The organism is Kitasatospora sp. NPDC127121 (genome assembly GCF_042677305.1).
Classification (GTDB): domain Bacteria; phylum Actinomycetota; class Actinomycetes; order Streptomycetales; family Streptomycetaceae; genus Kitasatospora.
Window position 1 is genome coordinate 85,464 of the sequence record NZ_JBHXTQ010000004.1, and the last position, 24,658, is coordinate 110,121.

17 protein-coding genes and 1 tRNA gene are annotated in these 24,658 nt (G+C 73.7%); 9 read left to right on the plus strand and 9 right to left on the minus strand.

All coding sequences use genetic code 11. The annotated features are described in order from the left end of the window. The first annotated feature begins 320 nt into the window (after positions 1-320). From topA to ACFVHI_RS04575, 7 genes are all read left to right on the plus strand, one after another. Positions 321-3,203, plus strand: a complete 2,883-nt coding sequence (gene topA, locus ACFVHI_RS04545) for a type I DNA topoisomerase (protein WP_380335672.1) — start codon at positions 321-323, stop codon at positions 3,201-3,203. A gap of 228 nt (positions 3,204-3,431) precedes the next feature. Continuing rightward, positions 3,432-6,971 (plus strand): dTMP kinase, encoded by a 3,540-nt coding sequence (tmk, locus tag ACFVHI_RS04550; RefSeq protein WP_380335674.1) that lies wholly within the window; start codon positions 3,432-3,434, stop codon positions 6,969-6,971. A 243-nt stretch (positions 6,972-7,214) separates the two neighbouring features. Next, the gene (locus tag ACFVHI_RS04555) at positions 7,215-8,426 is read left to right on the plus strand and encodes a DNA polymerase III subunit delta' (protein WP_363370692.1); all 1,212 of its coding nucleotides are present in this window, start codon (positions 7,215-7,217) and stop codon (positions 8,424-8,426) included. Positions 8,427-8,747: 321 nt separating this feature from the next. Next, positions 8,748-9,881 (plus strand): hypothetical protein, encoded by a 1,134-nt coding sequence (locus ACFVHI_RS04560; protein WP_063348701.1) that lies wholly within the window; start codon positions 8,748-8,750, stop codon positions 9,879-9,881. 137 nt (positions 9,882-10,018) lie between these two features. Next, entirely contained in the window at positions 10,019-11,680 is a 1,662-nt protein-coding gene (locus ACFVHI_RS04565) for an alpha/beta hydrolase (protein WP_380335677.1), read from the plus strand. Between the two features lie 84 nt (positions 11,681-11,764). Further along, positions 11,765-12,430: a leucine efflux protein LeuE gene (gene leuE, locus ACFVHI_RS04570; RefSeq protein WP_380335680.1), complete on the plus strand. Its 666-nt coding sequence runs from the start codon at positions 11,765-11,767 to the stop codon at positions 12,428-12,430. Positions 12,431-12,512: 82 nt separating this feature from the next. Then, positions 12,513-12,586, plus strand: a tRNA-Thr gene (locus ACFVHI_RS04575). Positions 12,587-12,647: 61 nt separating this feature from the next. Here the strand turns inward: ACFVHI_RS04575 and ACFVHI_RS04580 are convergent. The 9 genes from ACFVHI_RS04580 to ACFVHI_RS04620 form a co-directional block, all read right to left on the minus strand. Then, positions 12,648-13,604: a TauD/TfdA family dioxygenase gene (locus ACFVHI_RS04580; protein ID WP_380335683.1), complete on the minus strand. Its 957-nt coding sequence runs from the start codon at positions 13,602-13,604 to the stop codon at positions 12,648-12,650. Between the two features lie 191 nt (positions 13,605-13,795). Beyond that, entirely contained in the window at positions 13,796-14,791 is a 996-nt protein-coding gene (locus ACFVHI_RS04585) for an ArsR/SmtB family transcription factor (protein WP_380335685.1), read from the minus strand. Positions 14,792-15,033: 242 nt separating this feature from the next. Further along, the gene (locus tag ACFVHI_RS04590) at positions 15,034-15,711 is read right to left on the minus strand and encodes a response regulator transcription factor (RefSeq protein WP_063348706.1); all 678 of its coding nucleotides are present in this window, start codon (positions 15,709-15,711) and stop codon (positions 15,034-15,036) included. Continuing rightward, entirely contained in the window at positions 15,708-16,961 is a 1,254-nt protein-coding gene (locus ACFVHI_RS04595) for a sensor histidine kinase (RefSeq protein ID WP_380335688.1), read from the minus strand. The genes ACFVHI_RS04590 and ACFVHI_RS04595 overlap by 4 nt, the downstream gene beginning before the upstream one ends. Before the next feature lie 207 nt (positions 16,962-17,168). Beyond that, a complete protein-coding gene (locus ACFVHI_RS04600; RefSeq protein WP_063348708.1) occupies positions 17,169-18,773 on the minus strand; it encodes an ABC transporter permease in 1,605 nt (534 codons plus the stop codon). Then, positions 18,773-19,669: an ABC transporter ATP-binding protein gene (locus ACFVHI_RS04605; protein WP_063348709.1), complete on the minus strand. Its 897-nt coding sequence runs from the start codon at positions 19,667-19,669 to the stop codon at positions 18,773-18,775. Before ACFVHI_RS04605 ends, ACFVHI_RS04600 begins: the two co-directional genes overlap by 1 nt. Positions 19,670-19,672: 3 nt before the next feature. Further along, complete coding sequence (locus ACFVHI_RS04610) at positions 19,673-20,437, minus strand: DUF4097 family beta strand repeat-containing protein (protein ID WP_159398483.1); 765 nt, start codon at positions 20,435-20,437, stop codon at positions 19,673-19,675. A 264-nt stretch (positions 20,438-20,701) separates the two neighbouring features. Beyond that, complete coding sequence (locus tag ACFVHI_RS04615) at positions 20,702-21,664, minus strand: TauD/TfdA family dioxygenase (protein WP_244293424.1); 963 nt, start codon at positions 21,662-21,664, stop codon at positions 20,702-20,704. Between the two features lie 43 nt (positions 21,665-21,707). Then, a complete protein-coding gene (locus tag ACFVHI_RS04620; protein WP_063348711.1) occupies positions 21,708-21,905 on the minus strand; it encodes an MbtH family protein in 198 nt (65 codons plus the stop codon). A 254-nt stretch (positions 21,906-22,159) separates the two neighbouring features. Between ACFVHI_RS04620 and ACFVHI_RS04625 the strand changes: the two genes are divergently transcribed. Both ACFVHI_RS04625 and ACFVHI_RS04630 read left to right on the plus strand, forming a co-directional pair. Beyond that, positions 22,160-23,167, plus strand: coding sequence for a cyclopropane-fatty-acyl-phospholipid synthase family protein (locus tag ACFVHI_RS04625; protein ID WP_063348712.1), 1,008 nt, complete (start codon positions 22,160-22,162; stop codon positions 23,165-23,167). A 10-nt stretch (positions 23,168-23,177) separates the two neighbouring features. Next, entirely contained in the window at positions 23,178-24,551 is a 1,374-nt protein-coding gene (locus ACFVHI_RS04630; protein WP_380335694.1) for a serine hydrolase domain-containing protein, read from the plus strand. Positions 24,552-24,658: the final 107 nt, after the last annotated feature.

Sequence of the window (24,658 nt, forward strand, 5' to 3'; positions counted from 1 at the left end):
CTGCGGCCCTCCGTGGGGCCGTCGATATTCCGTTGACAGATTTTGAAATCCGTCATTCCATCCTCCGGAACCCGCCGAACCCCCCCTCCACGGGGCGCGAACCTCTGTCATCGGGTTACCGTTCGAGTGGCGTCGGTGAGCCCGGCAAAGTGAAAACGCGGGATCCTTCCGTTTGACAAGAGTGGCCGGGGTACGGTCACACTCCGCTGGTGGGGTCGTCGTACAGCGGCAGCCCCGGGGCGGTGGAGGGGTCGGGCGGAGCGCAGCCCGTGCTGCCGGCGCCGACCAGCCCAGATAAGGACCGGGAGAGAAGAGCGAAGGTGTCCCCGAGCAGCGAGACCGCGCACGGACAGCGACTCGTCATTGTCGAGTCGCCGGCCAAGGCGAAGACGATCAAGGGCTACCTGGGCCCCGGCTACATCGTCGAGGCGAGCGTCGGGCACATCCGCGACCTCCCCAGTACCGCGGCGGAGGTCCCGGACAAGTACACCGGCGAGGTGCGCCGCCTCGGGGTGGACGTCGACCACGACTTCGCCCCCATCTACGTGGTCAACGCGGACAAGAAGTCCCAGGTCAGCAAGTTGAAGTCGCTGCTCGCGGAGTCCGACGAGCTCTTCCTCGCCACCGATGAGGACCGCGAGGGCGAGGCCATCGCGTGGCACCTCCAGCAGGTGCTCAAGCCCAAGGTGCCGGTGCACCGGATGGTCTTCCACGAGATCACCAAGACGGCGATCCAGGAGGCGGTGGCCAACCCGCGCGAGCTCAACCAGCGCCTGGTCGACGCCCAGGAGACCCGCCGAATCCTCGACCGCCTCTACGGCTTCGAGGTCTCGCCGGTGCTGTGGAAGAAGGTCATGCCGAAGCTCTCGGCGGGCCGGGTGCAGTCCGTCGCGACCCGGCTGGTGGTCGAGCGCGAGCGCGAGCGGATCGCCTTCCGCACCGCCTCGTACTGGGACCTGGTCGGCACCTTCGGTACCGGCCGCACCCCGGCCGACGCGGCCAACCCGGAGACCCTCGGCGCCCGCCTGTCCTCGGTGGACGGCAAGCGGATCGCCACCGGCCGCGACTTCGGCTCGGACGGTCGGCTGAAGGCCGGCAGCGCCAACACGCTGCACCTGGACGAGCAGGCCGCCCGGCAGCTGGCCGCCGCCCTGGAGCAGACCGCGTTCAGCGTCCGCAGCGTCGAGTCCAAGCCCTACCGCCGCTCGCCGTACGCGCCGTTCCGCACCACCACGCTCCAGCAGGAGGCCAGCCGCAAGCTGGGCTTCGGCGCCAAGCGGACCATGCAGGTGGCCCAGAAGCTGTACGAGAACGGCTTCATCACCTATATGCGCACCGACTCCACCACGCTGTCGGAGACCGCGATCTCCGCCGCCCGCGCGCAGGTCACCCAGCTGTACGGGGCCGACTACCTGCCGGACGCCCCGCGCACCTACGCCAGCAAGGTCAAGAACGCGCAGGAGGCGCACGAGGCCGTCCGCCCCTCCGGCGACCGCTTCCGCACCCCCGCCGAGACCGGCCTGACCGGTGACGACTTCCGGCTCTACGAGCTGATCTGGATGCGCACCGTCGCCTCCCAGATGAAGGACGCGGTCGGCCAGTCGGTGACCGTCAAGGTCGGCGGCGCGTCCGCGGACGGCCGTGACGTCGAGTTCTCCGCCTCCGGCAAGATCATCACCTTCCACGGCTTCCTCAAGGCCTACGTCGAGGGCGCGGACGACCCGAACGCCGAGCTGGACGACCGTGAGCGCCGGCTGCCGCAGGTCGTCGAGGGCGACCCGCTGGCCGCCGAGCAGCTCACCCCCGAGGGCCACGCCACCAAGCCGCCGGCCCGCTACACCGAGGCCTCGCTGGTCAAGGAGCTGGAGGACCGGGAGATCGGTCGCCCCTCCACCTACGCGTCGATCATCGACACGATCATCCAGCGCCGGTACGTGTTCAAGAAGGGGACGGCGCTCGTCCCGTCCTTCCTCTCCTTCGCCGTGGTCAACCTCCTGGAGAAGCACTTCGGCCGGCTGGTCGACTACGACTTCACCGCCAAGATGGAGGACGACCTCGACCGGATCGCGGCCGGCGAGGCCAAGTCCGTGCCGTGGCTGAAGCGCTTCTACTTCGGCGAGGGCGACGGCCACGCGACCGGCGGCGCCGCCGAGGCCGGCAACGGCGACGGCGACCACCTGGGCGGCCTGAAGGAACTGGTCACCGACCTCGGCGCGATCGACGCCCGGGAGATCAGCTCGTTCCGGATCAGCGACGACATCACCCTGCGGGTCGGCCGCTACGGCCCGTACGTCGAGCGCGCCTCCGACGTCGAGGGCGAGCCCGGCCAGCGCGCCGACATCCCCGACGAGCTGCCGCCGGACGAGCTCACCGTCGAGCTGGCCGAGGAACTGCTGGCCAAGCCCAGCGGCGACTTCGAGCTCGGCCCGGACCCGGTCAGCGGCAACATGCTGGTCGCCAAGGACGGCCGCTACGGCCCCTACGTGACCGAGATCCTGCCCGAGGGCACGCCCAAGACCGGCAAGAACGCGGTCAAGCCGCGCACCGCCTCGCTGCTGAAGACGATGTCGCTGGACGCCGTCACCCTGGAGGACGCGCTGCGGCTGCTCTCGCTGCCGCGCGTGGTCGGCGCCGACGCCGAGGGCGTGGAGATCACCGCGCAGAACGGCCGCTACGGCCCGTACCTCAAGCGCGGCACCGACTCCCGCTCGCTCACCGACGAGGAGCAGATGTTCACGGTCACCCTGGAGGAGGCCCTGGCCATCTACGCCCAGCCCAAGCAGCGCGGCCGGGCCGCCGCCGCCCCGCCGCTCAAGGAGCTGGGCACCGACCCGGTCAGCGAGCGTCCCGTCGTGGTCAAGGACGGCCGCTTCGGACCGTACGTGACCGATGGTGAGACCAACGCCACGCTCCGCAAGGACGACGAGGTCGAGACCATCACGCCGGAGCGCGGCTACGAGCTGCTCGCCGAGAAGCGGGCGCGCGGGCCGGTGAAGAAGACGGCGAAGAAGGCCCCGGCCAAGAAGGCGACCGCCAAGAAGGCGACGGCGACCAAGACCGCGGCCACCAAGACCGCGGCCGCGAAGAAGACCGCCGCCAAGAAGACCGTGACGAAGACGACGGCGACGAAGGCGACCGCGGCGAAGAAGACGGCGGCCAAGAAGACCGCCGTCGGGAAGGCCGCGGCCACCGACGAGGGCTGATCTCCTCCGGATCCTCCGGCAGGGGGCTCCGTCGGTGCCGCTGCCAGCGCCTTCGCCGGCGCCTCCGCCAGAGTCCCGCCAGTGCTTACGGGCCCGCGACCCCACCCCGGGGACGCGGGCCCGAGGCCGGTCGGACGGTGTGCGCGGAACGTCACAACCCGGTGATGAGCGGGATCCGGAACCCCGTTCATCTCATTCCGGTCAACCCCAGCCCGCTACGCTGACCGTATGACGAGCGAGGAGCAGCCCACCCCCAGCGCCGCCCCGGCCGCCCGCGACGCCACGTCCGGGCTGCCCGAGGTCGCGCCAGCCGGGACCCCGGTCGACCGGGCTCGCGCGCTGCTGCGGACGCGCCCCTACCGGCGCCTGTGGACCACCCAGCTGATCGGCGGCACCGCCGACCGGCTCGGCCTGCTGGTGCTGCTCGCGCTCACCGTGATCGCCGTCGCCCTCGGCGGCCAGTTCGGCGCCTTGCCGCGCAGCCTCGCCTTCGCCGTCACGGCGGTCCTCGCCGTCCGGCTGGCGGCCACCGGGCTGGTCGGCGTCGCGCTGCTCGGACCGGTGCACCGACTGGTCGCCGGCCGGCTGGACCGGCGCTGGACGCTGTTCGGCGCCGACGCGCTGTGCGCCCTGCTGATCGGCCTCGCCCCCTGGTGGACCGTCTGGCTGGGCTCCGGCCCGAAGCCCTCCGGCGCCGCCGCCTACGTCCTGCTCGCCACCGTGTTCGTCACCGGTGCCGCCGAGCGGGTCCGGGGGATCGCCAAGGACGCCGCCGTCCCCGGCCTGCTGCCGCCCGCCGATCCGTACGCCCCCGCCGCCGAGCAGCGGCCCGCCGCCGCCCACCTGGACACCGTCCGGAGCATCGACCGCTTCACCGGCTGGGCCACCCTGCCGCTCGCGGCCGCCGGCCTGGTCGCCCTCACCCTGCTGAACAACATCGGCGCCGCTCTCGGCTCGGACTGGCTCCGGGCCCACCAGGTCACCTTCGCCGCGCTCGGCGCGGCCGGCCTGTTCGCCGCCTCGGCCGCCCGCGACTACCTCCAGCAGCTGCCCGTCGGCCCGGTGGCCGTCGCCCCGCACTCGCCGCTGCAGGGCCTGCGCGCCCCCACCGACGCCACGCCCGGCCCCGCGCTGAGCAAGGGCCGCACCGGCAGCGCCCCGTACTTCACCTTCGCCGTCGCCGCCGGGTACGCCTCGATGGCCGGCGTCGCCGCGCTCGCGCTGCTCACCGCCGCCGAGCACCGGGCCGGGCCGATCGGCTACGGCCTGCTGGTCCTCGCCGCCACCGCGGCGCCCGCCCTCGGCTCCCGGCTCACCCGGGCCACGCTGTCCGCGCTCTCCCGCCGCCGCCTGCTCGCGCTGGCGCTGCTCACCGAGGGTGTGGCGCTGATCCTGGCCGGGCTGGTGCTGGACTTCGTCCTCGTCCTGGCCCTCATCGTGCTGGCCGGCCTCACCGCCGGGATCGTCGTCTCCGCCGGGCGCACCCTGCTCGGCCAGGAGGTCGAGGAGGCCCGGCTGCCGAAGGTCACCGAGCACCTGTACGCGGTGCTGCGGGTCGTGGTCGGCGCCGCGCTGGTCGTCGTCCCGCTGATCGCCGCGGCGTACGGGGACGTCGAGTACGGCACGGTCGAGCCCGGCTCGTTCACCTTCATCCACGGCGGTGCGGCCCTGGCCGTCGCCACCTCGGGGCTGCTCACGCTGGTCCTCGCCGCCGTCGTCCTGCTGCGGACCGACGACCGGCGCGGCACCGCGCCCTTCGGCCGGGACCTGGTCGACGCGGTGCGCGGCGCCGTCGGCCCGGCCCCGCGCCAGGGCGCCGGCACCGGCTTCTTCATCGCCCTGGAGGGCGGCGACGGCGCCGGCAAGTCCACCCAGGCCCAGGCGCTCGCCGAGTGGATCCGCGGCAAGGGGCACGAGGTCGTGCTCACCCGCGAGCCCGGCGGCAGCCCGGTCGGCCAGCGGCTGCGCGGTCTCGTCCTGGACGTCGGCAACACCGGCCTGTCGCACCGCGCCGAGGCGCTGATCTACGCCGCTGACCGGGCCGAGCACGTCGAGAACGTCATCCGGCCGGCCCTCGCCCGCGGCGCCGTGGTGATCACCGACCGGTACATGGACTCCTCCATCGCCTACCAGGGCGCCGGACGCGACCTGGCCGCCACCGAGGTCGCCCGGATCTCCCGCTGGGCGACCGGCGGGCTGCTGCCCGACCTGACCGTCGTCCTGGACGTCGACCCGACCAGGGCCCGGGAGCGCTTCACCGAGGCGCTCGACCGGCTGGAGTCCGAGCCCACCGAGTTCCACCAGCGGGTCCGGGCCGGCTTCCTCGCCCTCGCGGCCGCCGACCCGGCGCGCTACCTGGTCGTCGACGGCAGCCAGGCCCCCGGCTTCGTCACCACCGCCATCCGGCACCGGCTCGACCGCGAGCTGCCGCTCTCCGAGCAGGAGAAGGACGCCCGCGCCGAGCAGGAGCGGCTCGCCCGCGAAGAGGCCGAGCGGCGCGCCGCCGAGGAGGCCCGCAAGAAGGCCGAGGCCGAGGCCGCCGAGCGCAAGCGGCAGGAAGTGCTGGCGCAGCTGCGCGCCGAACAGGCCGAGCAGGAGCGGCTGGCCAAGGAGGAGGCCGAACGGGCCGCCGCCGAGGCCCGGCGCAAGGCCGAGGAGGAGGCCCGCCGCCGGGCGGAGGAGGAAGCCCGCCGCCGCGCCGAGGAGGAGGCCAAGCGGAAGGCCGAGGAGGACGCCCGGCTGGCCGCGGAGGCCGCCGAGCGCAAGCGCCTCGCCGACGAGGCGGCCGCCCAGGCGGAGCTGCAGCGGCAGCGGGAGCTCCAGCGCGAGGAGCAGCGCCGCCGGGCGGAGGAGGCGCTGCAGCGGGCCGAGGAGGCCCGGCTGGCGCAGGCCGCCGCGCTCGCGGCCGCGGCTGCGGCGGCGCAGACGGCGGCGGATCGGGCGGCGGCGGGTACAGCCGGTCTGGCGGGCTCGGCCGGTTCGGCCTCGGGCTCGGCTGCTGGTCAGGCTGCCGGTCCGGCCGCTGGTTCGGTTCCCGGGGACGCCGTGACCACCGAGCTGCGGGCCGTCCGGGACGTCCCGGGGGCGGGGCCCGTGGGCACTCCCGGGCCCGGCGGCACCGACGAGGCAACGCGGGAGCTGTCGCTGCGGGACAGCCAGGCGGCCGTCCGGGCGGCGGAGGCCGCCGACGCGACCGCCCAGCTGCCGGTCGTCCCGCCGACCGCCGTGGACGAGACGGCCGTGCTGCCGAAGGTCACGGAGGAGGCGGACCGGACCGCGGTGCTGCCGCGGATCGAGCCGGGGCGTCCGGCGCCGGGGCGTTCTGTGTCGGAGCGTTCTGTGTCGGAGCGTCCGGCCCCGGGCCGGGTGGAGCCGGGCCGTGTGGGGGCGGGCCGTACCGAGGCGGGCCGTACCGAGGACCGGGTGCCGCTGGGGCTGTGGCGCGAGGAGCCGGTGGACAGCACCCGTGAGCTGCCGGTGGTCGGCGACGAGCCGCAGCCCGCCGACGAGTCGCAGGCCACCGCCGAGCGACCCCGGCCGGAGTGGGCCGAGGAGACGCCGATGGACGACCTGCCGAGCCTCACCGACACCCTGCTCGGCTCGCGTGACGAGTGGGCGCGCTGGAATCACGGCGGCCCGGCCCCGCAGGACCCGCGTGGCGGCCAGGACCGGCCCGCCCCCGGGGGCGACCAGGGCGGGGTCGGCGAGGGCGGGGTCGGCGAGGGCGGCGGCAAGGGCAAGGGCCGTCGCTGGGGCCGTCGGGGCTGAGGGGCGGCCGGGGCCGGCCTCGGGCGTGCGGCGGTACGGACGACGGTAGGACAGCGGTACGGACGACGGGCGGCGTCGTCGGGGTGGAGAGCCCCGGCGGCGCCGCCCGTCGCCTTCGGTGGCGGGGCGCCTCCTTCGGCGGTGGGCGCCCCGGAGGGCGCCGTGGCTGTCGGAGCGGACACGTATGCTCGACGGCGGGGAAGAGGCGCCGGGAGCGCTGCCGTACTGAGCTTGGGAGCAGCAGTGGCCGTCTGGGACGACCTGGTGGGCCAGGAGCGGGTGGTCGAGCAGCTGACCGCCGCCGCCCGGTCGGCCGGGGCGACGATCGCGGCCGGCCGCGGAGCCGGCCCGCAGCCGGGCGGGAACGCCTCCCTGATGACGCACGCCTGGCTGTTCACCGGCCCGCCCGGGGCCGGGCAGGTCACCGCCGCGCGCGCGTTCGCCGCGGCCCTCCAGTGCACCAGCCCGGACCTCGCGCTCGGCGGTACGCCCGGCTGCGGGTTCTGCGACGGCTGCCACACCGTGCTGGCCGGCAGCCACGCCGACGTCAAGTACGTCCGGACCGACGGCCTGTCCATCGGCGTCGGCGACATGCGCGAGCTCGTGCTGCGCGCCTCCAGCTACCCGACCGGCGGCCGCTGGTCGGTGATCCTGGTCGACGCCGCCCACCGGCTCACCGAGGCCGCCGCGAACGCGCTGCTCAAGGGCGTGGAAGAGCCCTCCCCGCGCACCGTCTGGCTGCTCTGCGCCCCCTCCGTCCAGGACGTGCTGCCGACCATCCGCTCGCGCTGCCGCCTGCTCGTCCTGCGCACGCCCGCCGCCGAGGCCGTCGCCGACATGCTGGTCCGCCGCGACGGCGTCGACCCGGAGACGGCCCGGCTGGCCGCACTCGCCGGGCAGGGCGACGTCGAGCGCGCGCGCCGCCTCGCCGTCGACGACCAGGCCCGCACCCGCCGCGCCGAGGTGCTGCGGATCCCGCTGGAGGTCGGCGACATCGGCGGCTGCCTGGCCGCCGCCCAGCGTCTCGTCGACACCGCCAAGGCCGACGCCGAGGCGCTCGCCGAGACCCAGGACGCCAAGGAGACCGACGACCTGAAGGCCGCCTACGGCGCCGCCGAGGGCAGCAAGGCGCCGCGCGGCATGGCCGGGGCGGTCAAGGAGCTGGAGAAGCGGCAGAAGAGCCGGGCCACCCGCACCCGCCGGGAGACCCTCGGCGTCGCGCTGCTCGACCTGCTCGGCTTCTACCGGGACGTGCTCGCGCTCCAGCTCGGCTCCAGCGGCACCCTCGCCAACGAGGACCAGCGGCAGGCCCTGAACCGGGTCGCGCAGGACGGCCCGCCGGAGGGCACGCTGCGCCGGATCGAGGCGGTGCTCGCCTGCCGGCAGGCGCTGGACCGCAACGTGGACCCGCTGCTCGCCGTCGAGGCGATGACGGTGGCGCTGCGCGCGGGCTGAGCTGCGTTGCCGGGCCGTCGGGCCGCTGGTCCGTCGGTCCGCCGGGCCGCCGGGCCGCCGGGCCGCCGGGCCCTTGGGCCGCTGGGCCGCTGGGCCGTTCGGGGTGGGACCGTCGGGTCGGGTGCCCGGCGTAGGCCTCCCGGAGCCGTCCCGTTGTCCCACCTTCGAGTGAACGATCGATACGCGCCGGGCACACCCGCGTGCGACCGTCCGCCCGTTGTGCACGCTGGGGGCCGACTGTGCCCCGGTGCCGGGGCCGTCGCCCCCGTACGGCACCGGGTCCCGTCCGGCGCCGGCCCTCCTCCCGAGGCGGTGCGTCCCATGGTTCGTTCGCTCCTCGTCATCCCCCTGCTGATGGCCGCGCTGGGCGGGATCTGGCTGGCCCGCGGCGCGCTCCAGCGCTGGCGCGACCTGCGCGCCGCCGCGACCTACGAACTGGCCGGTGAACGCTGGCCGATGCTGGTGCGGGCGGCCGGAGCGATGATCTGCGGGGTCTGCGTCACCGCGTTGACGCTGCTCACGGCGCTCGGGGCGTTCGGCGGCCTGACCCCCCGCGGCCAGGAATCGGACCGGGCCGAGTCGATGGTCGGCGCGGCGGGTGCGGGCCCGGGCGGGGGACCGGCGGTCCGGCAGCAGCCGGCGCCGCCCGTCGTGGCGGAGCCGGCCGCGGCCTCCGGCGCCCCGTCGGCCGCCGTGAGCCACTTCGACGGCGTCGGCCAGCCGGGCGGCGGCGAACTGCTGCAGTCCGCCGTGCCCGGCCCGGACGGGCAGCCGCGCACCGTCCGGGTCTGGCTGCCGCCGCAGTACGCCAAGGAGCCGAACGCGCGCTTCCCGGTCGTCGTGATGCAGGCGGCCACCCCGCGCAAGACCGCCGACGCCGAGGTCCCGGACGTCTTCGAGGGCCTCACCGCGGCCCTGCAGACCGGCCGCGCCCGCCCCTTCATCCTGGTCGCCCCCGAGGCGCCGAACGGCACCGCGCACCCCTGCGACCTGGTCGCCGCCGCGCCGGCCGCCGTCGCCGACGACGAGACGCTGCGCGCCGCCATCGCCGCCTCGTTCCGCATCCTGGCGCCCGGCCCGGCCTCCTGGGGCACCCTCGGTGTCGAGGGCGGTGCGCCGTGCGCGGCCGCCGCCGGGCTGTCCCGCCCCGACCTGTACGGCGCGGCCGCCGCGGTGTCCGGCCGCTACGACGCCGCCGCGCTCACCCAGGCCGGCGCCGAGGCCCCGGCCGGTAGCGCGGCGAAGCTCCTGCTGGCCGCCGCCAAGGCCGACACGGCCGGGCTGGACACGGCCCGCAAGCTCCAGGCCGCGCTCCAGGCCGGGGCCGGACCGGCGGCCAAGGCCGAGGTGAAGATCTCCGACAACGTGCAGGACTACACCCCCGACCGGGAGCGGATGCGGCTCGTCCGGCAGGCGGCGCAGTACCTGGCCGACGCGCTGGCCAAGGCGTCCTGACCCGGTGTGGACGGGGCGTCGCCGCCCGGTGCCCGTGGCGGGTGCCGGGCGGCGCGCTGTGGTGCAATGCGAGGCGGGTCGCCGGGCGACGACCCTGGGTGACGATCGAGAGGGCTCGGATGATCGCGAGGGGTCGGATGAGGGCCACCGGGCGGGTACTGGCCGCGGCGCTCGCCGTCGGGCTGCTGGCGGGCGGGTGCGGTGCGGGTTCGTCGGGTTCGTCGAGCTCGTCGGGTTCAGAGGGTTCAGACGGCTCAGCGGGCTCAGCGGGTTCGTCCGGGGCGGGGGGCGCCGGGTCGTCCACCCCGGCCCCGCCCGGGGTCACGCCGCTGGAGCCGCTGCCCGCCGCCGTCCCGGCCGGGCTGGCCCCGTACTACGCGCAGCGGCTCGACTGGCAGTCGTGCGACGGCGGGTTCGAGTGCACCGCCTTCCGGGTGCCGCTGGACTACGACCGGCCCGGCGACGGCGACCTCACCCTGGTGGCGGCCCGCGCCACCGCCGTCCCAGCGGGCTCGGGTTCGGGTTCGGGTTCCGCGGAGGGGGCCGGGGGCGGCCGGCTCGGCTCGCTGCTGCTCAACCCCGGCGGGCCCGGCGGCTCGGCGGTCGAGTACCTGGAGGCCGCCGCCCGGACGTACGACAGCGGCGTGCGCGCCCGGTACGACCTGGTCGGCCTCGACCCGCGCGGAGTCGGCCGCAGCAACCCGGTCACCTGCCTGAGCGGCGACCGGATGGACGCCTACACCGCCGTCGACCTCACCCCCGGCGACCAGCACGGAATCGACGCGCTGATCGCCGCCGACAAGGAGTTCGCCGAGGGCTGCCGGCAGCGCGCCGGGGCGGCGCTCGGCCACCTCGGCACCGTCGAGGCCGCCCGCGACATGGACGTGCTGCGCGCCCTGCTCGGCGACGAGCGGCTGAACTACGTCGGCAAGTCCTACGGCACCTTCCTCGGCGCCACCTACGCCGGGCTCTTCCCCGGCCGGGTCGGGCGGCTGGTGCTGGACGGCGCGGTGGACCCGTCGCTCGACTCGGTCACCGGCAACCGCACCCAGGCCGGCGGCTTCGAGACCGCCTGGGCCGCCTTCGCCAAGGACTGCGCCAAGCACGAGGACTGCCCGCTCGGCCGCACCGAACAGCAGATCGGCGATCAGCTCACCGCCCTGCTCGCCACCGTCCAGGCCCACCCGCTGACCAGCACCGACCGCGGCCGCCGACTCACCGCGGCCCAGGCGACCACCGGCGTCATCCAGGCCATGTACGCCGACTTCCTCTGGCCCAAGCTGCGCACCGCGCTCACCGACGCCAAGGCCGGCGACGGCACCAGCCTGCTGAGGCTCTCCGACTCCTACTACGGGCGCGAGGCGGACGGCTCGTACCCCAACCTGATGTTCGCCAACACGGCGGTGAACTGCCTCGACCTGCCCGCCCCGTTCGCCGGGCCGGAGGACGTCCAGCGCGCCGTGCCGGACTTCGAACAGGCCTCGCCGCACTTCGGCCGCGACATGGCGTGGATGGCGCTGGCCTGCACCTACTGGCCCATCCGGGCCACCGGCACGGCGCACACCATCCGGGCCGCCGGCGCCGCCCCCATCGTCGTCGTCGGCACCACCCGCGACCCGGCCACCCCGTACGCGTGGGCCCAGGCGCTGGCCGGGCAACTGGAGTCCGGACGCCTGCTCACCTACGACGGGGACGGCCACACCGCGTACGGGCACCACGACGCCTGCGTGGACGGCGTGGTCAACCGCTACCTGCTGGCGGGCGAGGCACCGGAGCCGGGCAAGCGCTGCGCCCGGTAGGAGGGATGGTTTCCGCTTCAACCGACCGCCGGTGCGACGTTACGATGAGCGCCCCCCGCCCTCATCCCCTCCCCGGAGCGCACCGTGCTCGGAGTCAACGACCTGGCGACGTACGTCCTCGGCGCCCTCGTCATCGTCCTACTGCCCGGCCCCAACTCCCTGTACGTGCTGTCCGTCGCCGCCCGCAAGGGCATCCGGACCGGCTACCAGGCCGCCGCCGGCGTCTTCGTCGGCGACCTCACCCTGATCAGCCTCACCTCGCTGGGCGCCGCCTCCCTCCTCAAGGCCAACCCGGCCGTCTTCGCCGTGGTCAAGCTCGGCGGCGCCGCCTACCTGCTCTGGATCGGCTACGGCATGCTCCGCGCCGCCCGCCAGCTCTGGCGCGAACGCCGGAGCGCCGACAACCCCGACAACCCCGCCGCCACCGCCGAACCGGCCGCCGAACCCGTCGAGCGCCCGTTCCGCCGCGCCCTGGTGATCAGCCTGCTGAACCCGAAGGCGATCCTCTTCCTGCTCTCCTTCTTCACCCAGTTCGTCGACCCGGCCTACGGTCAGCCGGCTCTCTCCTTCGGCCTGCTCGGCGGCATCCTCCAGACCTTCAGCGTGCTCTACCTCTCCCTGCTGATCTTCGCCGGCACCACCCTCGCCGCCACCTTCCGCCGCCGCAGGCGCCTCTCCGCCACCCTCACCAGCGGCGTCGCCGTCCTCTTCGCCGGCTTCGCCGCCAAACTCGCCGTCTCCTCCGCCTGACCCCCACCCCCGCCAACCGGGTGTGGATCACCCGCGAAACCTGTGTAGACTGGCCCGCGTTGCCACCACGCGTGACAACGGTGCCGCCTTAGCTCAGCTGGCCAGAGCAACGCACTCGTAATGCGTAGGTCGCGGGTTCGAATCCCGCAGGCGGCTCTGTAGAAGCCCCAGGACTCACTCGCCGTGACCTGGGGCTTTTGCGTGCGTGGGGTGGGGGTCAGGGGGTGGGCCAGTCGGCCCAGGCGGCGGAGGTCATGGTGACCAGGACGGTGCGGTCGCCCGTGTAGGGGGCTCGGCCGTGGCTGGCGAGGATGTTGTCGACGACCATGACGTCGCCCTGTGTCCAGTCGGGGGCGAGGGTGGTGCGGTCGAAGGCGGCGTGGATCTCGGCCAGGGTGTCGGCGTCGATGGGGCTGCCGTCGCCGAAGTAGGCGTTGCGCGGCAGGTTCTGTTCGGGGAAGACGGCGAGGAGCGCCTCGGTGGTCCTCGCGGGCAGCGAGCCGATGTGGAAGAGGTGGGCCTGGTTGAACCAGACGGTCTCGCCGGTCACCGGGTGCCGGGTGAGCGCCGGGCGGACCTGGCTGGTGCGCAGCAGGTCACCCTCCCACTCCCAGGCGATGCCGTTGTCGCGGCAGTAGGCCTCGATGTGCCTGCGGTCCTCGGTCTGGAAGGCCTCCTGCCAGGAGAGGCCGATGCCGTCGTGGTAGGCACGGGTGTAGCGCACGCCGAGGGCGGAGAACTTCTCGACCAGCTCGGCCGGGAGTCCGGTGAGGACGGTGCGGCTGTCCGCGACCGGGGTCTGGCCGCCGGTGCGCGGGGTGCGGGTGGCGAGGAAGAAGAGGTGGTCCGGCCAGCGCGAGGAGTAGGAGCTCTCGTTGTGCTGGGGGATGCGCTGGTCGGCCGGGTACTCGGTGGAGGTGTAGACGCTGCCGGCGACCCGCGAGCGCGGGGTGGAGCGCTCGGTGTACTCCAGGGCGCCGCCGCCGAGGACGGCGGCCACCCCGGCCAGCTCGTCGGTGGAGGCGACTGCGGCGCCGACGAGTCTCAGCGAGCCGTGGCGCAGGGTCAGTCGGCGTAGTTCGGGGCGGTGGGCGAGCAGCCACTCGCCGCGCTCCGCCCGGTCGGGAACGGTGGCGACGGGCTGCACCGTCCCGCTCTCTTCGAGGAAGGACACTTCAAGGTCCGTACGCGATCTCGTCACGGCGGCTTCACCTCGTCTGTGCGGTGGTGGCGGGGATCGGGAACGCCATCATCTTCGCGGCGTGGCTGTTGCCGGGGACAGGCGATTAAGAGAGGCCCGAAAACGTCTGGCGAACGCGGGGCCGGGGCCGCGCCGGGGCCGGGGCCCCGGCGGTGGGCCGAGGGCTAGCGGCCGGCCAGGATGGACCTGCCGTGGGGCGCGTTCCGGTGCGGCGCCGTGCCCGGGGGGTGGGCCAGGAGGCGGGTGCCGCCGTTCAGCAGGGAACGGCCCAGGGGTGTCACGGTGTGCAGGACGAGGTTGCGGGTGCGACGGGTGGCGATCAGGCCGGCCGCCCGCAGGACCGAGGTGTGCTGGCTGACGGCGGCGTTGGACACGCCGACGCGGTCGGCGAGTTCGCCGTTGGTGCTGCCGTTGAGCAGGGCCTCCAGCAGGGCGGCCCGGGTCTTGCCGACGAGGCTGGCGAGGGCCTCGCCCTGGGCGGAGTCGAGCGGCCGCTCGGCCTCGCGGGTGCCGAGCACGGCGTCCCCGCGGGAGTCCGGGCGGATCGGGAAGACCAGGGCCGGGGCCGGTTCGGCCTTGACCACGGTGGCGTGCGGCGGGACCACGGCGGGCGCGGTCAGGAACAGCGACGGCGTGATGAGCAGGCCGCGGCCGCTGAGCTCGATGGTCTGGTCCCGGTCGTCCTCGACCTCCAGGACCGGTGCCCGCCAGTGGACGCGCGGGTGCAGGGCCTGGAGCAGCGTCTCCACCCCGGAGGCGCTCATGATCTGCCGGTAGGCGTCGGTGTCGCGGACCAGCCGGGCGTGGATGGCCTGCCAGTACGGGAGGACGGCGATCGTGCCGAACTCCTGGACCAGGCCGTCCGGTCCGGAGGAGAGGTCCTCACCGGCGGTTCGTGTCGGAAGTCGCGGTAACGGGTCGGACGGATCGTCCACCTGCGGCGGCGGAGCGCCGAGCAGATCCCAGATGGTCCGTCCGGAAAGGTCGAAGCGGTGTATCAGGCGTTGGAGCTCTTCTCGGCTCCGTACGCTGTTGGTGACTGTCTGATGCCATCTTCGGAAGTAACCACCCGAGTTCTTCGACCAGTTGTCCAAGGCGAACGCCGCCTCGGCCTCGGCTGTCGGTGGTCCGGCGACCCGGACGCGGACGAGATCCTCCATGGAAAAGACGATGCGGCTCACGAACGTGTTTTCCCTTCCCCCGAAGAGAACTTGGCCACGCGGACGTTCGGCCGAAGCTCCCCCTATTCGACTGGGGGCAATCATCGCCGTTCGCCGGCGCGCCGGGGTATCCCCCGTTCGGGAGATCCGCAGGGGCGGGCCGAGGAGTCGCACACGGTGACAGGAAGGGTGGGGGCGGTGGAGGTGCGGCGAACAGGGGGTGTTCCACCCGGGTTTCGTCCCTATTCCCCACCCCGCTGCATGGTGCCGCCCTCCCAGGCCCAGGCGGCGATCTCGACCCGGTTGCGCACCTTCAACTTCGTCTGGACACTGGCCAGATGGGATTTGACGGTGGAGAGGGAGATGGCCAGCGTCTCGCCGATCTCCTGGTTGGTGCGGCCGCGGGCGACCAGCCGTGCCACGTCGAGTTCCCGGTCGGTCAGGACGGTCGGGGAGAGCGTCGTCGCGGCGGCCTGGGCCGCTCCGGGCCCGGCGGCGGAGAGCCGCTTGAGCAGCCGCACGGTGACGGCGGGGGAGACCATCGCGTCGCCGGCGGCGACCGCGCGGACCGCCTCGATCAGCAGGGTCGATCCGCTGTCCTTGAGCAGGAAGCCCTGGGCGCCGCCGCGCAGCGCGCCGTAGACGTACTCGTCCAGGTCGAAGGTGGTGACCACGACCACCCGCAGCGGGTCGCTCACCCCGGGGCCGGCCAGCAGCCGGGTGACCTGCAGGCCGTTCAACCGGGGCATGCTGATGTCTACCAGGCAGACGTCGGGCCTCAGCCGGCGGGCGAGTTCGACGCAGGTGGCGCCGTCGGCGGCCTCGCCGAGCACCTCGATGTCGGGCTGGCTGTCGAGGATCAGCCGGAAGCCGGTGCGGACCATGTCCTGGTCGTCCGCGATGAGCACCTTGATGGTCATGCCGGCATCCTCCGAGTGCTGGGGTCCGTGTTCCTCACGGGGAGCAGGGCCGTCAGTTCCCATCCTCCCGTATCGTCCGGGCGCTCGGTGAGCGTTCCTCCGACCGCCCGGACGCGCTCCTGGAGCCCGAGGAGGCCGAGGTCCTGCTGTCCGAGGTGGGGGACACGCAGACCCTTGCGGGGCGTTCCCCCGCGTGGCGGTCCGTTGCGCACGGTGGCCTCCAGGGTGGACGGGCCGAGGCCTATCCGTACGGTGACCCCGGTGGCGTCCGGGGCGTGCCGGCGCACGTTGCTCAGGCCCTCGGTGATCACCCGGTGCGCGGTGGTGACGATCTCGGGCGCGAGCCGGGCGGTGAGCGCGGCCTCGTCCAGCTGCAGGTCCACCGGAGTGCCGCCCCGGCGGAAGGACTCCACCATGACGGGTATGTGCGCGATGCCCTGCCCCGAGAGCGGCGAGGCGGCGGCCAGGTCGGTTCCCTCGCGCAGCATGGCGACCAACTGCCGCATCGATTCCAGGGATTCGCTGCCGGCCTGCTCGATGTCGTCGAAGATCGGGACGACTTCCTGCGGCGCGGTCTGCCAGATCGCCCGGCCGGCTTGAGCCAGCACGATGATGCCGGTGACGTGGTGGGCGACGAAGTCGTTGAGGTCGTTGGCGAGGTCGATCAGTTCGTCGCGGCGAACCTGTTCCACGGCCTGGAGCCGGCGGGTGTCGGCCGCGCGCAGGTAGCAGCCGAGGGCGATCGCGGCGCCGGCGACGATGGCCAGCAGCATGACGGTCAGCACTGTCCCGGAGGCGCTGCGGGAGACCCGTGCGGCCAGCCCCAGTAGGGCGGTCACCAGGGCGGTGCAGGTGCCGAGGACGGCGGCGCGGGCGCGGATGTGCCGGGCGGTGGTGATCAGCAGGAGGCTCAGCGCGAGCAGCTCCATCAGCCCGGGGGAGTCCTGCTCGGTGCCGCGGACGAAGCCCACGGCGGACCAGATCAGCGACCAGAGCGCGGCCGTCCCGGCGCGCAGTTCGGGCCGGCCGCGCGGGCCGAACAGCACCAGGGCGGCCGGGACCAGCCCGGCGAGCGGCAGCAGCGGTCCGGCGGTGTCCAGACTCATGGCCAGGTCCAGCAGCCACAGCACGCCGAACCCGACCGCCAGGGCGGCCCGGGCGGCGCGCGGCAGGGTGGACACCGGCGTCGCCGGGGACGCCTCGTCCGGGGCCGGGTGGGCGAGGAGGTCTCGGAGGCTGGGGAGCCGCACGGGCCGGCCTTTCGGGTCGGTGGAGTCGGACGGTCGATCAGGGAACGGGAGGCCGGAAGGTCGCGGGGGAGCGGGGCGGGTGAGGCGGGTGGGGCGGTCGGTGCCGTCGGCTGGACGGGGATGGCCGGAGCGGCGCCCGGACGGGGGTGCCGGGCGCCGCTCGGGGCCTGGCGCCGGGGGCCGGGGCCTGTCTCGGAGGGCGGTGGTTCAGCGGTTGGCGCGCCGTACGGAGTCCACGCCGAGGGCCAGGGCGGCCAGTAGCACCGCGGCGGCGGCCACCGCGGCCGTGCCCGGGCCCTTGCCCTCCGCCACGCCGAGGAAGTCGACCTCGGGGATGCGGTTGAACATCGCGTACCAGAGCAGCGGGTAGAGCGCCTGGAACAGCCGGGGACCGCGGCTGACGATCCCGCAGAGCATCGCCAGGGCGGGCACCACCAGAGCGCCGACCAGGGCGGCGACCGCCGCGCCGGTGTCGCCGGAGGCGATCAGCCGGACGATCGGCACCGCGGTGACGGCCAGCGCCACGGCGATCCCGGCGAGCAGTCCTGCCAGCAGTCGGCGGCCCGCGGCCGGGCAGGCGGCGAGCAGGTCGTCGATGCTCCCGGCGCCGGCGTGGTTGCCCATCCGGGACCAGATGAGCACCGGCCAGAGCACGGTGAGCGGCAGCACCGGGTGGAGGACGTTCCCGCTCGGGACGAACGCGGCGAGCACGGCCAGGGCCAGCGTGCCCAGCCACCACCAGCGCATGCCCTGGAGCAGGATGCGCACCTCGCCGACCAGTGTGGGCAGGAAGGACGAGCCCGTCCGGGGCGGCGTCAACAGGGACGGGTCGAGGCCGAAGGAGGTGCCCGCGCCGGCGGCCGGCTCCTCGGCGTGGTCCGCGTGCTCGGCACCGGTCCGGTCGGCCGCGCCCTTGGCGCCCGGGACCAGCGCGCCGACCGCGCCGATGGCGGCGGACGGGTCGAAGCGGCGGAACCAGAGCACCGACAGCAGCGCGGCCACCAGCGAACCGGCCACCAGCAGCGCGGCGTTGGCCAGCAGGCCGCCGCCCAGGTTGCCGAGACCGAGGCCCTGCCAGTCGAAGGTGACCGGGGTCTTGTCGTCGGAGGTGAGGCCGACGCCGAAGCGCACCGCCTCGGCCGGGTGGCCGGCCGCCGAGATCGCCTGGCGCATCGACTCGCTGATCCGTTCCATGCTCAGCAGGTCGTACGCGCCGGAGGCCTGGGAGGCCATGATGCCGACCAGCCAGACCACGAACCAGATCAGCGCGCCGATGCCGCCGCGCAGGCCCGGCAGGGTGTCGAAGAGCACCGCGCAGGCGGCGACGAGGGCCAGCAGCGGGAGCGTGATCAGGACGAAGGGCAGCAGCAGGCGCACGACGTCGACGTGGTACGACTCGCCCTTGACCAGCTGCACGCCGAACGCGGTCACCGCGAGGGCGAGCAGCATCGAGCCGAGCACCAGCAGGTTGCTGCAGAACTTGCCGAACAGGTACGAGGGCCGGGTCATCGGCGTGGCCGCGAGGATCTGGCCGACGCCGTTGCGCTCGTCCTTGGGGACGGTGCCGCGGGTGATGTTGAAGCCGGCCAGCGCCAGCCAGACGGCGCCGCCGAGCGCGGTGACGGTGCCGACGTAGCCGCTGGTGTACAGGCCCCGGTAGCCGCTGATCTGGAAGACCTGCCAGGTCGAGGAGCCGACCGGGGCGGCCAGCAGGCCCAGGGCGAGCGTGCCGAGCAGGACCACCAGGTAGGCGGGGCGGCGTCGGCGCTCCCGGAAGTCGGCGAGGGCGAGCGCGGTGACGGTGCCCGCCATCAGCGCACCACCGCCTGCGGGGCGGCCGGAGCCGGGGCGGAGGTCAGCAGCAGGTAGGCGTCGTCGAGCCGCGGCGGGACCGGCTCGGCGTGCTGGGCGGGCGCGTGCGGGGAGATCACCCGGGCGCGGACGCCCTGCGGGGTGCGCGTGGTGCCGCCGAGGACGAAGCGCGAGCGCAGGGCCGGGATCTGGTCGGAGGCCACGGTGAGCTCCCAGATCGAGCCCTCGGCGAGCCGCAGGAGCTCCTCCGGGGTGCCGTGGTGGATCAGCCGGCCCTTGCCCATGATGGCGATCCGGTCGGCGGTGGCCGCCACGTCGGAGACGATGTGGGTGGAGAGGATCACGATCCGCTCGGAGCCGAGGCCGGTGAGCAGGTTGCTGAACCGCATCCGCTCCTCCGGGTCGAGGCCGACGGTCGGCTCGTCGACGATCAGCAGCTGGGGGTCGTTGAGCAGCGCCTGGGCGATGCCGACCCGCTGGCGCATGCCGCCGGACATCGAGCCGAGCCGCTGCTTGGCGGCTCCGGAGAGGTTGACCAGGTCGAGCAGCTCGGTGATCCGGGCGTTCGCGGAACGGCCCTGCAGCCCCTTGGCCGAGGCCAGGTAGGAGAGGAACTCGCGGGCGGTCAGCTGCGGGTAGACGCCGAAGTCCTGTGGCAGGTAGCCGATGGTGCGGCGCAGCGGGCCGGGGTTCTCGGCGATGTCGGTGCCGTTCCAGAACACCTGGCCGGAGGTCGGCTTGGTGACGGTGGCCAGGATCCGCATCAGGCTGGACTTGCCGGCGCCGTTGGAGCCGAGCAGGCCGAGCACGCCGGGGCGCAGGGTCAACGAGAAGGAGTCCACCGCGCGCTTGCCGCCGCGGTACTCCTTGGTCAGGTCGGTGATCTGGAGTTCCATCGCTCAGTCTTTCGTGTTGACGCGGACGACGCCGACCTTGGAGGCGACGGTGATGGCGTGGGCGGAGTTCGGGTCCTCGCCGACCTCCACGTGGGGGTTGGACGAGCCGGCCTTGGCCTCGACGTGGTAGCGGGTGCCGTCCTCGGGGACCCGCACGGTGATGCTGCCGGTGTCGGACTCGGCCTTGACCCTGTCGGGCGCCTTGACGAAGGTCAGCTTCACGCTGCCGTTCTCGTTGGCGACGTCCACGTCGGTGGAGGAGAGGCCGCTCGCGTCGACCTTGCCCTTGTCGGTGCGGACGGTGAGCGGCGCGGCGAGGCCGTCGAGGTCCACCGAGCCCTGCTCGGTCTTCACGTCGAGCTTGCCGTCGACGCCCTTGGCGGTGACGCCGGCCGATCCGCTGCCCTGGACGGTCACGGCCACGCCCTTGGGGACGTGCACGGTGTACTGGGCCTTGCAGTTGAGGACGATGCCGCTGCACTTGCCGGACAGCTTGAGGGTCTCGCCCTCCAGCGTCCAGGCGGCGTTGCCGTCCTTCGCGGCCTGGCCGGCGAGCCTGCGGTCGGCCCTGAGGGTGGTGCCGTCGGCGGGCACCAGGGTCACATCCTTGTCGGTGTCCACGGTGAGGTGCGTGCCCTGGAAGCCGAAGTCCTTGGAATCGTTGCGGGGTTGGGCGTCCAGGTCGTCGCTCACACCGCAGCCCGTGAGTGCGATGGCCAGCGCGGAGATCGGGGCCACCCAGGCCAGCTTGGCGGTCGACATTTTCATACCCGTCATGCTCCCGGCGGGGCCGGGGCGGCAACATCCGCCTTTCGGGAGAGATCGGCGGGGCGCCTCGTCCCTTTGGCCGAGGACGTGCTCTCGTTCTTTCGGCCGGGGCGGCACGGGTGAACGGACTCGGGTGGACCGGGGGTTCACTATACGAATTCCTCGGGGAAAGAGCGCCCGCCCGGCACGGGCCGATGAAGGCCGTGCCGGGCGGGCGGGGAAGGGGTGTTCGGAAGCGGTTGTCGCGGGCCGCCGGCTCCGGCCTCAGATCAGCACGGTCCGCTTTCCGGTGACGGCGCTGATTCGCCGGGCGTCGCGGGTGAGATTGACCCGCTTGAGCCAGCGGTCGGTGCCGTCGAAGCGGCAGCGGAAGGACTCCCGGCCGTGCACCACCCGGAAGTTGTCGACGAAGACCAGGTCGCCGGGGGCGAGCGAGATCCGCTCCACGTGCTCGCCGAGGACGGCCTGGACGGTCTCCACGGCTTCGGCGGCCGCGTCGTCGCCGGGCAGCGGGCGCATGAAGTCGATGTCGAAGCGCAGGTAGGGGGTGTTCGGGGGGCCGAACAGCACGGCGCCGAGCTGCGAGCCGTCGCCGGCGCTGTCGGGCAGCGAGCCGAGGTTGTGGGAGTCGTCCGGGAGGAACAGGAAGCGCTCCTGGAACAGCACCTCGCGGACGTCCTGAGGCAGGTCGAGCGCCTCGGCGCGGACGTAGGTGGTGCCCACCTGGGTGGGGTTGCGCAGGCACAGCAGGGCCACGTAGTCGCTGCGGCAGGGGTGGAAGACGTCCTCGGTGTGGAAGTTGAGCTCCCTGGTGCTGCTGGCGCTGGTCAGCGAGTTGTCGTCCTCGGGGGTGGGGCAGACGTCGTGGACCAGCCGGCCGGCCTGCTGGCTGGTCCAGCCGAACGGCTCGGCGAGTCCGGCGCCGACCAGGGCCAGCACGCCCTCCTCGTGCCAGCCCGCGCCGAGCTTGGCGGCCGGCTCCCAGCCGAGCGGGGTGGGCTCCAGATCGGCCCGGACCGGCAGGTTGGAGACCACGGTGATGGCCTCCCCGCCGGTCCGCGTCGCGGCGAGGAAGGTCCGCAGCCGCTCGGGCAGCCGCTGGGCGGCGCCGGTGGCGGCCGCGGACATCCGCGAGGGGTCCTGGTCGCCGTTCAGCGACTCCAGGAATTCATCGGCGAGAACCGCGATCTCGTCGCGCTCTTCATCGTGCAACCGCAGCGTGGACACCGCTTTCCTTTCTTTCGCGTCGGTGCGCCCTGGGGATTTCCGGTCAGGACGCGATGGAGCGTGGGCGGAGGTCGTTCCAGTTGCTCTCGACGTAATTCAGACATTCCTCCCTGGAGTCGGGTCCGTACGTCGACGACCAACCGTCTGGAACGTCGAGGAAATCCGGCCAGAGGCTGTGCTGGTTCGCCTGGTTGACCAAAACCCGGAAGGTGCCGTCGGCGTTCTCGAACGGGTTGCCCATTCGTCTCTCCCTGAACTGGTGGGGCTGGTACTGGCACCGCTCATGCTGGGAATCGGTTCGGCGTGCTGACAAGCTCGTTAAGCCAGGCCTTAAATCAGAAAACGGACCCTTCGGCTTCGCTTCGCCGAATGCCTGCGGCGGGCCGGTATGTCGCGCTGACCTGCGGTTATCGTGCCCTGCTTAAGGAGCTGGAGCCTGCTGTTGGTTTCGATCGAAACTGATGGCACCTGCCGGAAACCGAACAGGAGGCATCCATGTCGATCACTGAAGTGGCGATACCCGGGGCAAAACTGACATCGGCCGACATCTACAACTCGGCGGTGGCATCCTGGGCAATTGCCGCAGCCTGGGAGGTGGGCGCGCTCGACGAACTGGACGGCGCCGCCTCTCTGGATGCGGAGGAACTGGCGGAAAAGCTCGGGCTGGACCCGGTCGCGTCCCGCGGGATGTTCCAGGCGCTCGCCTCGGTCGGGGTCGTCACCCGCGATGGCGGCACCGTCAGCCCCGGCCCGATCTTCGACGAGGTGAACACCTACCGGTCGTACTTCCACTGGCTCAGCCGGGGCTGCTCCGGTCTTTATACCGAAATGCCCTCGGTGCTCCGAAAAGAGAACCGGGTCGGCTCCTTCCACCACCGCGACGGCGCGGCCATCGGCTACGCCTGCCGCGAGCTGTCCTCGTTCTCGTTCGACCCGGCGTTCTGGGCCGCGATGGATCGGCTGCCGTTCGACTTCAAGGTCGCCGCCGACCTCGGCTGCGGCAGCGGCGAGCGGCTCATCCAGCTCGCCAACCGCTACCCCGGCACCCGCGGGCTCGGCCTCGACATCGGCCTCCCGGCCGTCGAGATGACCACCCGTGAGGTGGCCAGGGCCGGCCTGTCCGACCGCATCACCGCTCTCCAGGCGGACGCCCGCGACCTGGCCCCGCACCCCGTCTTCGCGGAGGTCGAGCTGCTCACCTGCTTCATGATGGGCCACGACTTCTGGCCCCGCGAGAACGCCGTCAAGTCGATGCGCACCCTGCGCGAGCGGTTCCCCAACGTGCGCCGCTTCCTGCTGGGCGACACCACCCGCACGGTCGGCTACCCGGACCGCGGGATCCCGCTGTTCAACCTCGGCTTCGAGTCCGCCCACGACCTGATGGGGGTGTACGTGCCCACCCTGGACGAGTGGTACGGGGTCTTCGAGGAGACCGGCTGGAAGCTGGCCGGCGAGCAGCGGATCGAGTCGCCCGCCGCCTCCGTCGTCTTCGAGTTGGAGTGACCCCGACACCATGACGACCACCTCGGCAACCCCCACCAGGAGCGTCGACCCGGCCAGCGCCGGCGGGCTCGGCCGGCTGCTGCATCGACTGATCCGCCGGCACACCGTCCCCGGAGCCCAACTCGCCATCCTGCACCGGGGCGTGACCTCGGTGGTGGTGGCCGGGGAGGAGCGCCACGACAGCGGCCGGCCGGTCGTCGCGGAGTCCCGGTTCCCGGTCGGCTCGCTCACCAAGCCGTTCACCGCCGCGCTGCTGACGACCCTGGCGGGTGAGGGCGAGGTGGACCAGGACGCCCCGCTCGGCGAGCAGTTCCGCGAGTTCGCGGCGCTGCCCGGGGCGCTCGGAAGCGAACTGACGCTGCGGCACCTGCTCACCCACACCGGCGGACTGCCCGGGAGTCACCCCGCCGAGCAACCGCCGGCCGACCGCGACCAGTACCTCAGGGAGGCCGCGGCGACCGTGGTCTGCCCGCCGGGCACGGCCTTCTCCTACTCCAACGTCGGGCTGGTGGCGGCCGGCCGAGTCGCCGAACTGGCCCTCGGCATGCCGTGGGAGGAGGCCGTCACCTCGGTCCTGCTGCGTCCGCTCGGCATTCGAGCGGCCTTCGTCACCGGTTCGGGCGCCGCCGCCGGGCACGTCCCCGGGCACGCCGTGCAGCCGGCGTACGGTACCGCCCGCCCGGTGGCCCAGCTGCTGCCGTCGGTGGAGGCGCCGGCCGGCGCGCTCGCGCTCGCCGCCGCGGACCTGCTGCGGTTCGGCACCCTGCTCGCGGACGAACCGGTGCGCCCGCGCGGGCCGCTGCTGCCGCCGCCCCGGGTCACCGAGGCGATGCGCCGGATCGAGCCGAACACCGACGCGTTCGGCCTGGCCGACGCCTGGGGCCTCGGCCTCGCGCACCACCTGGCCCCGGACGGCCGGACCTGGGTCGGTCACGACGGCACCGGCGACGGCACCTCCTGCCACCTGCGGGTCGACCCGCAGGAGGGCACGGTCGTCGCGCTGACCACCAACGCGGGCACCGGACTCGCGCTCTGGGACGACCTGCTGGCCGAACTGGGCGAGGCCGGGATCGAGGTCGGCAGTCACCCGTTCACCCGGCTGCGCGGCGACGCGCCGCCGGCCCCCGAGCACCTCCTCGCCGACTGCGCGGGGACCTACCGCAACGGCGCCACCGAGTACCGCCTGGTCCGTGACCCGGACGGCCTGCGGCTCGACCAGGGAGGCCGACCGTTCGCCCGGCTCGCCGTCCGGTCGGACCTGGCGTTCTCGGTCGTCGAGCTGACCACCGAGCGGACCGGTTACACCGGCCGCTTCCACCGGGACCCGGACACCGGGCGGATCGACCGCATGCAGGTCGGCGGGCGCCTGGCGGCCCGGTGGTGAGCGGCGGTACACGGCAGTAACCAGCGTGTTCCGGACTCCCGCGACCCGCGGGAGTCCGAAGCCGTCGTCGGACCGGACGGCCGGCTGAACGGGCAGAGCAGACCGAA

Excerpts from the sequence above, each read along its gene's own strand:
- ACFVHI_RS04620 (WP_063348711.1), bottom strand. The coding sequence starts at position 21,905 with ATGGGCAACCCGTTCGAGAACGCCGACGGCACCTTCCGGGTTTTGGTC.
- ACFVHI_RS04610 (WP_159398483.1), bottom strand. The coding sequence starts at position 20,437 with ATGAAAATGTCGACCGCCAAGCTGGCCTGGGTGGCCCCGATCTCCGCG.
- ACFVHI_RS04585 (WP_380335685.1), bottom strand. The coding sequence starts at position 14,791 with ATGGAGGATCTCGTCCGCGTCCGGGTCGCCGGACCACCGACAGCCGAG.
- ACFVHI_RS04605 (WP_063348709.1), bottom strand. The coding sequence starts at position 19,669 with ATGGAACTCCAGATCACCGACCTGACCAAGGAGTACCGCGGCGGCAAG.
- ACFVHI_RS04565 (WP_380335677.1), top strand. The coding sequence starts at position 10,019 with ATGAGGGCCACCGGGCGGGTACTGGCCGCGGCGCTCGCCGTCGGGCTG.
- ACFVHI_RS04630 (WP_380335694.1), top strand. The coding sequence starts at position 23,178 with ATGACGACCACCTCGGCAACCCCCACCAGGAGCGTCGACCCGGCCAGC.
- ACFVHI_RS04590 (WP_063348706.1), bottom strand. The coding sequence starts at position 15,711 with ATGACCATCAAGGTGCTCATCGCGGACGACCAGGACATGGTCCGCACC.
- ACFVHI_RS04625 (WP_063348712.1), top strand. The coding sequence starts at position 22,160 with ATGTCGATCACTGAAGTGGCGATACCCGGGGCAAAACTGACATCGGCC.
- ACFVHI_RS04600 (WP_063348708.1), bottom strand. The coding sequence starts at position 18,773 with ATGGCGGGCACCGTCACCGCGCTCGCCCTCGCCGACTTCCGGGAGCGC.
- tmk (WP_380335674.1), top strand. The coding sequence starts at position 3,432 with ATGACGAGCGAGGAGCAGCCCACCCCCAGCGCCGCCCCGGCCGCCCGC.
- ACFVHI_RS04560 (WP_063348701.1), top strand. The coding sequence starts at position 8,748 with ATGGTTCGTTCGCTCCTCGTCATCCCCCTGCTGATGGCCGCGCTGGGC.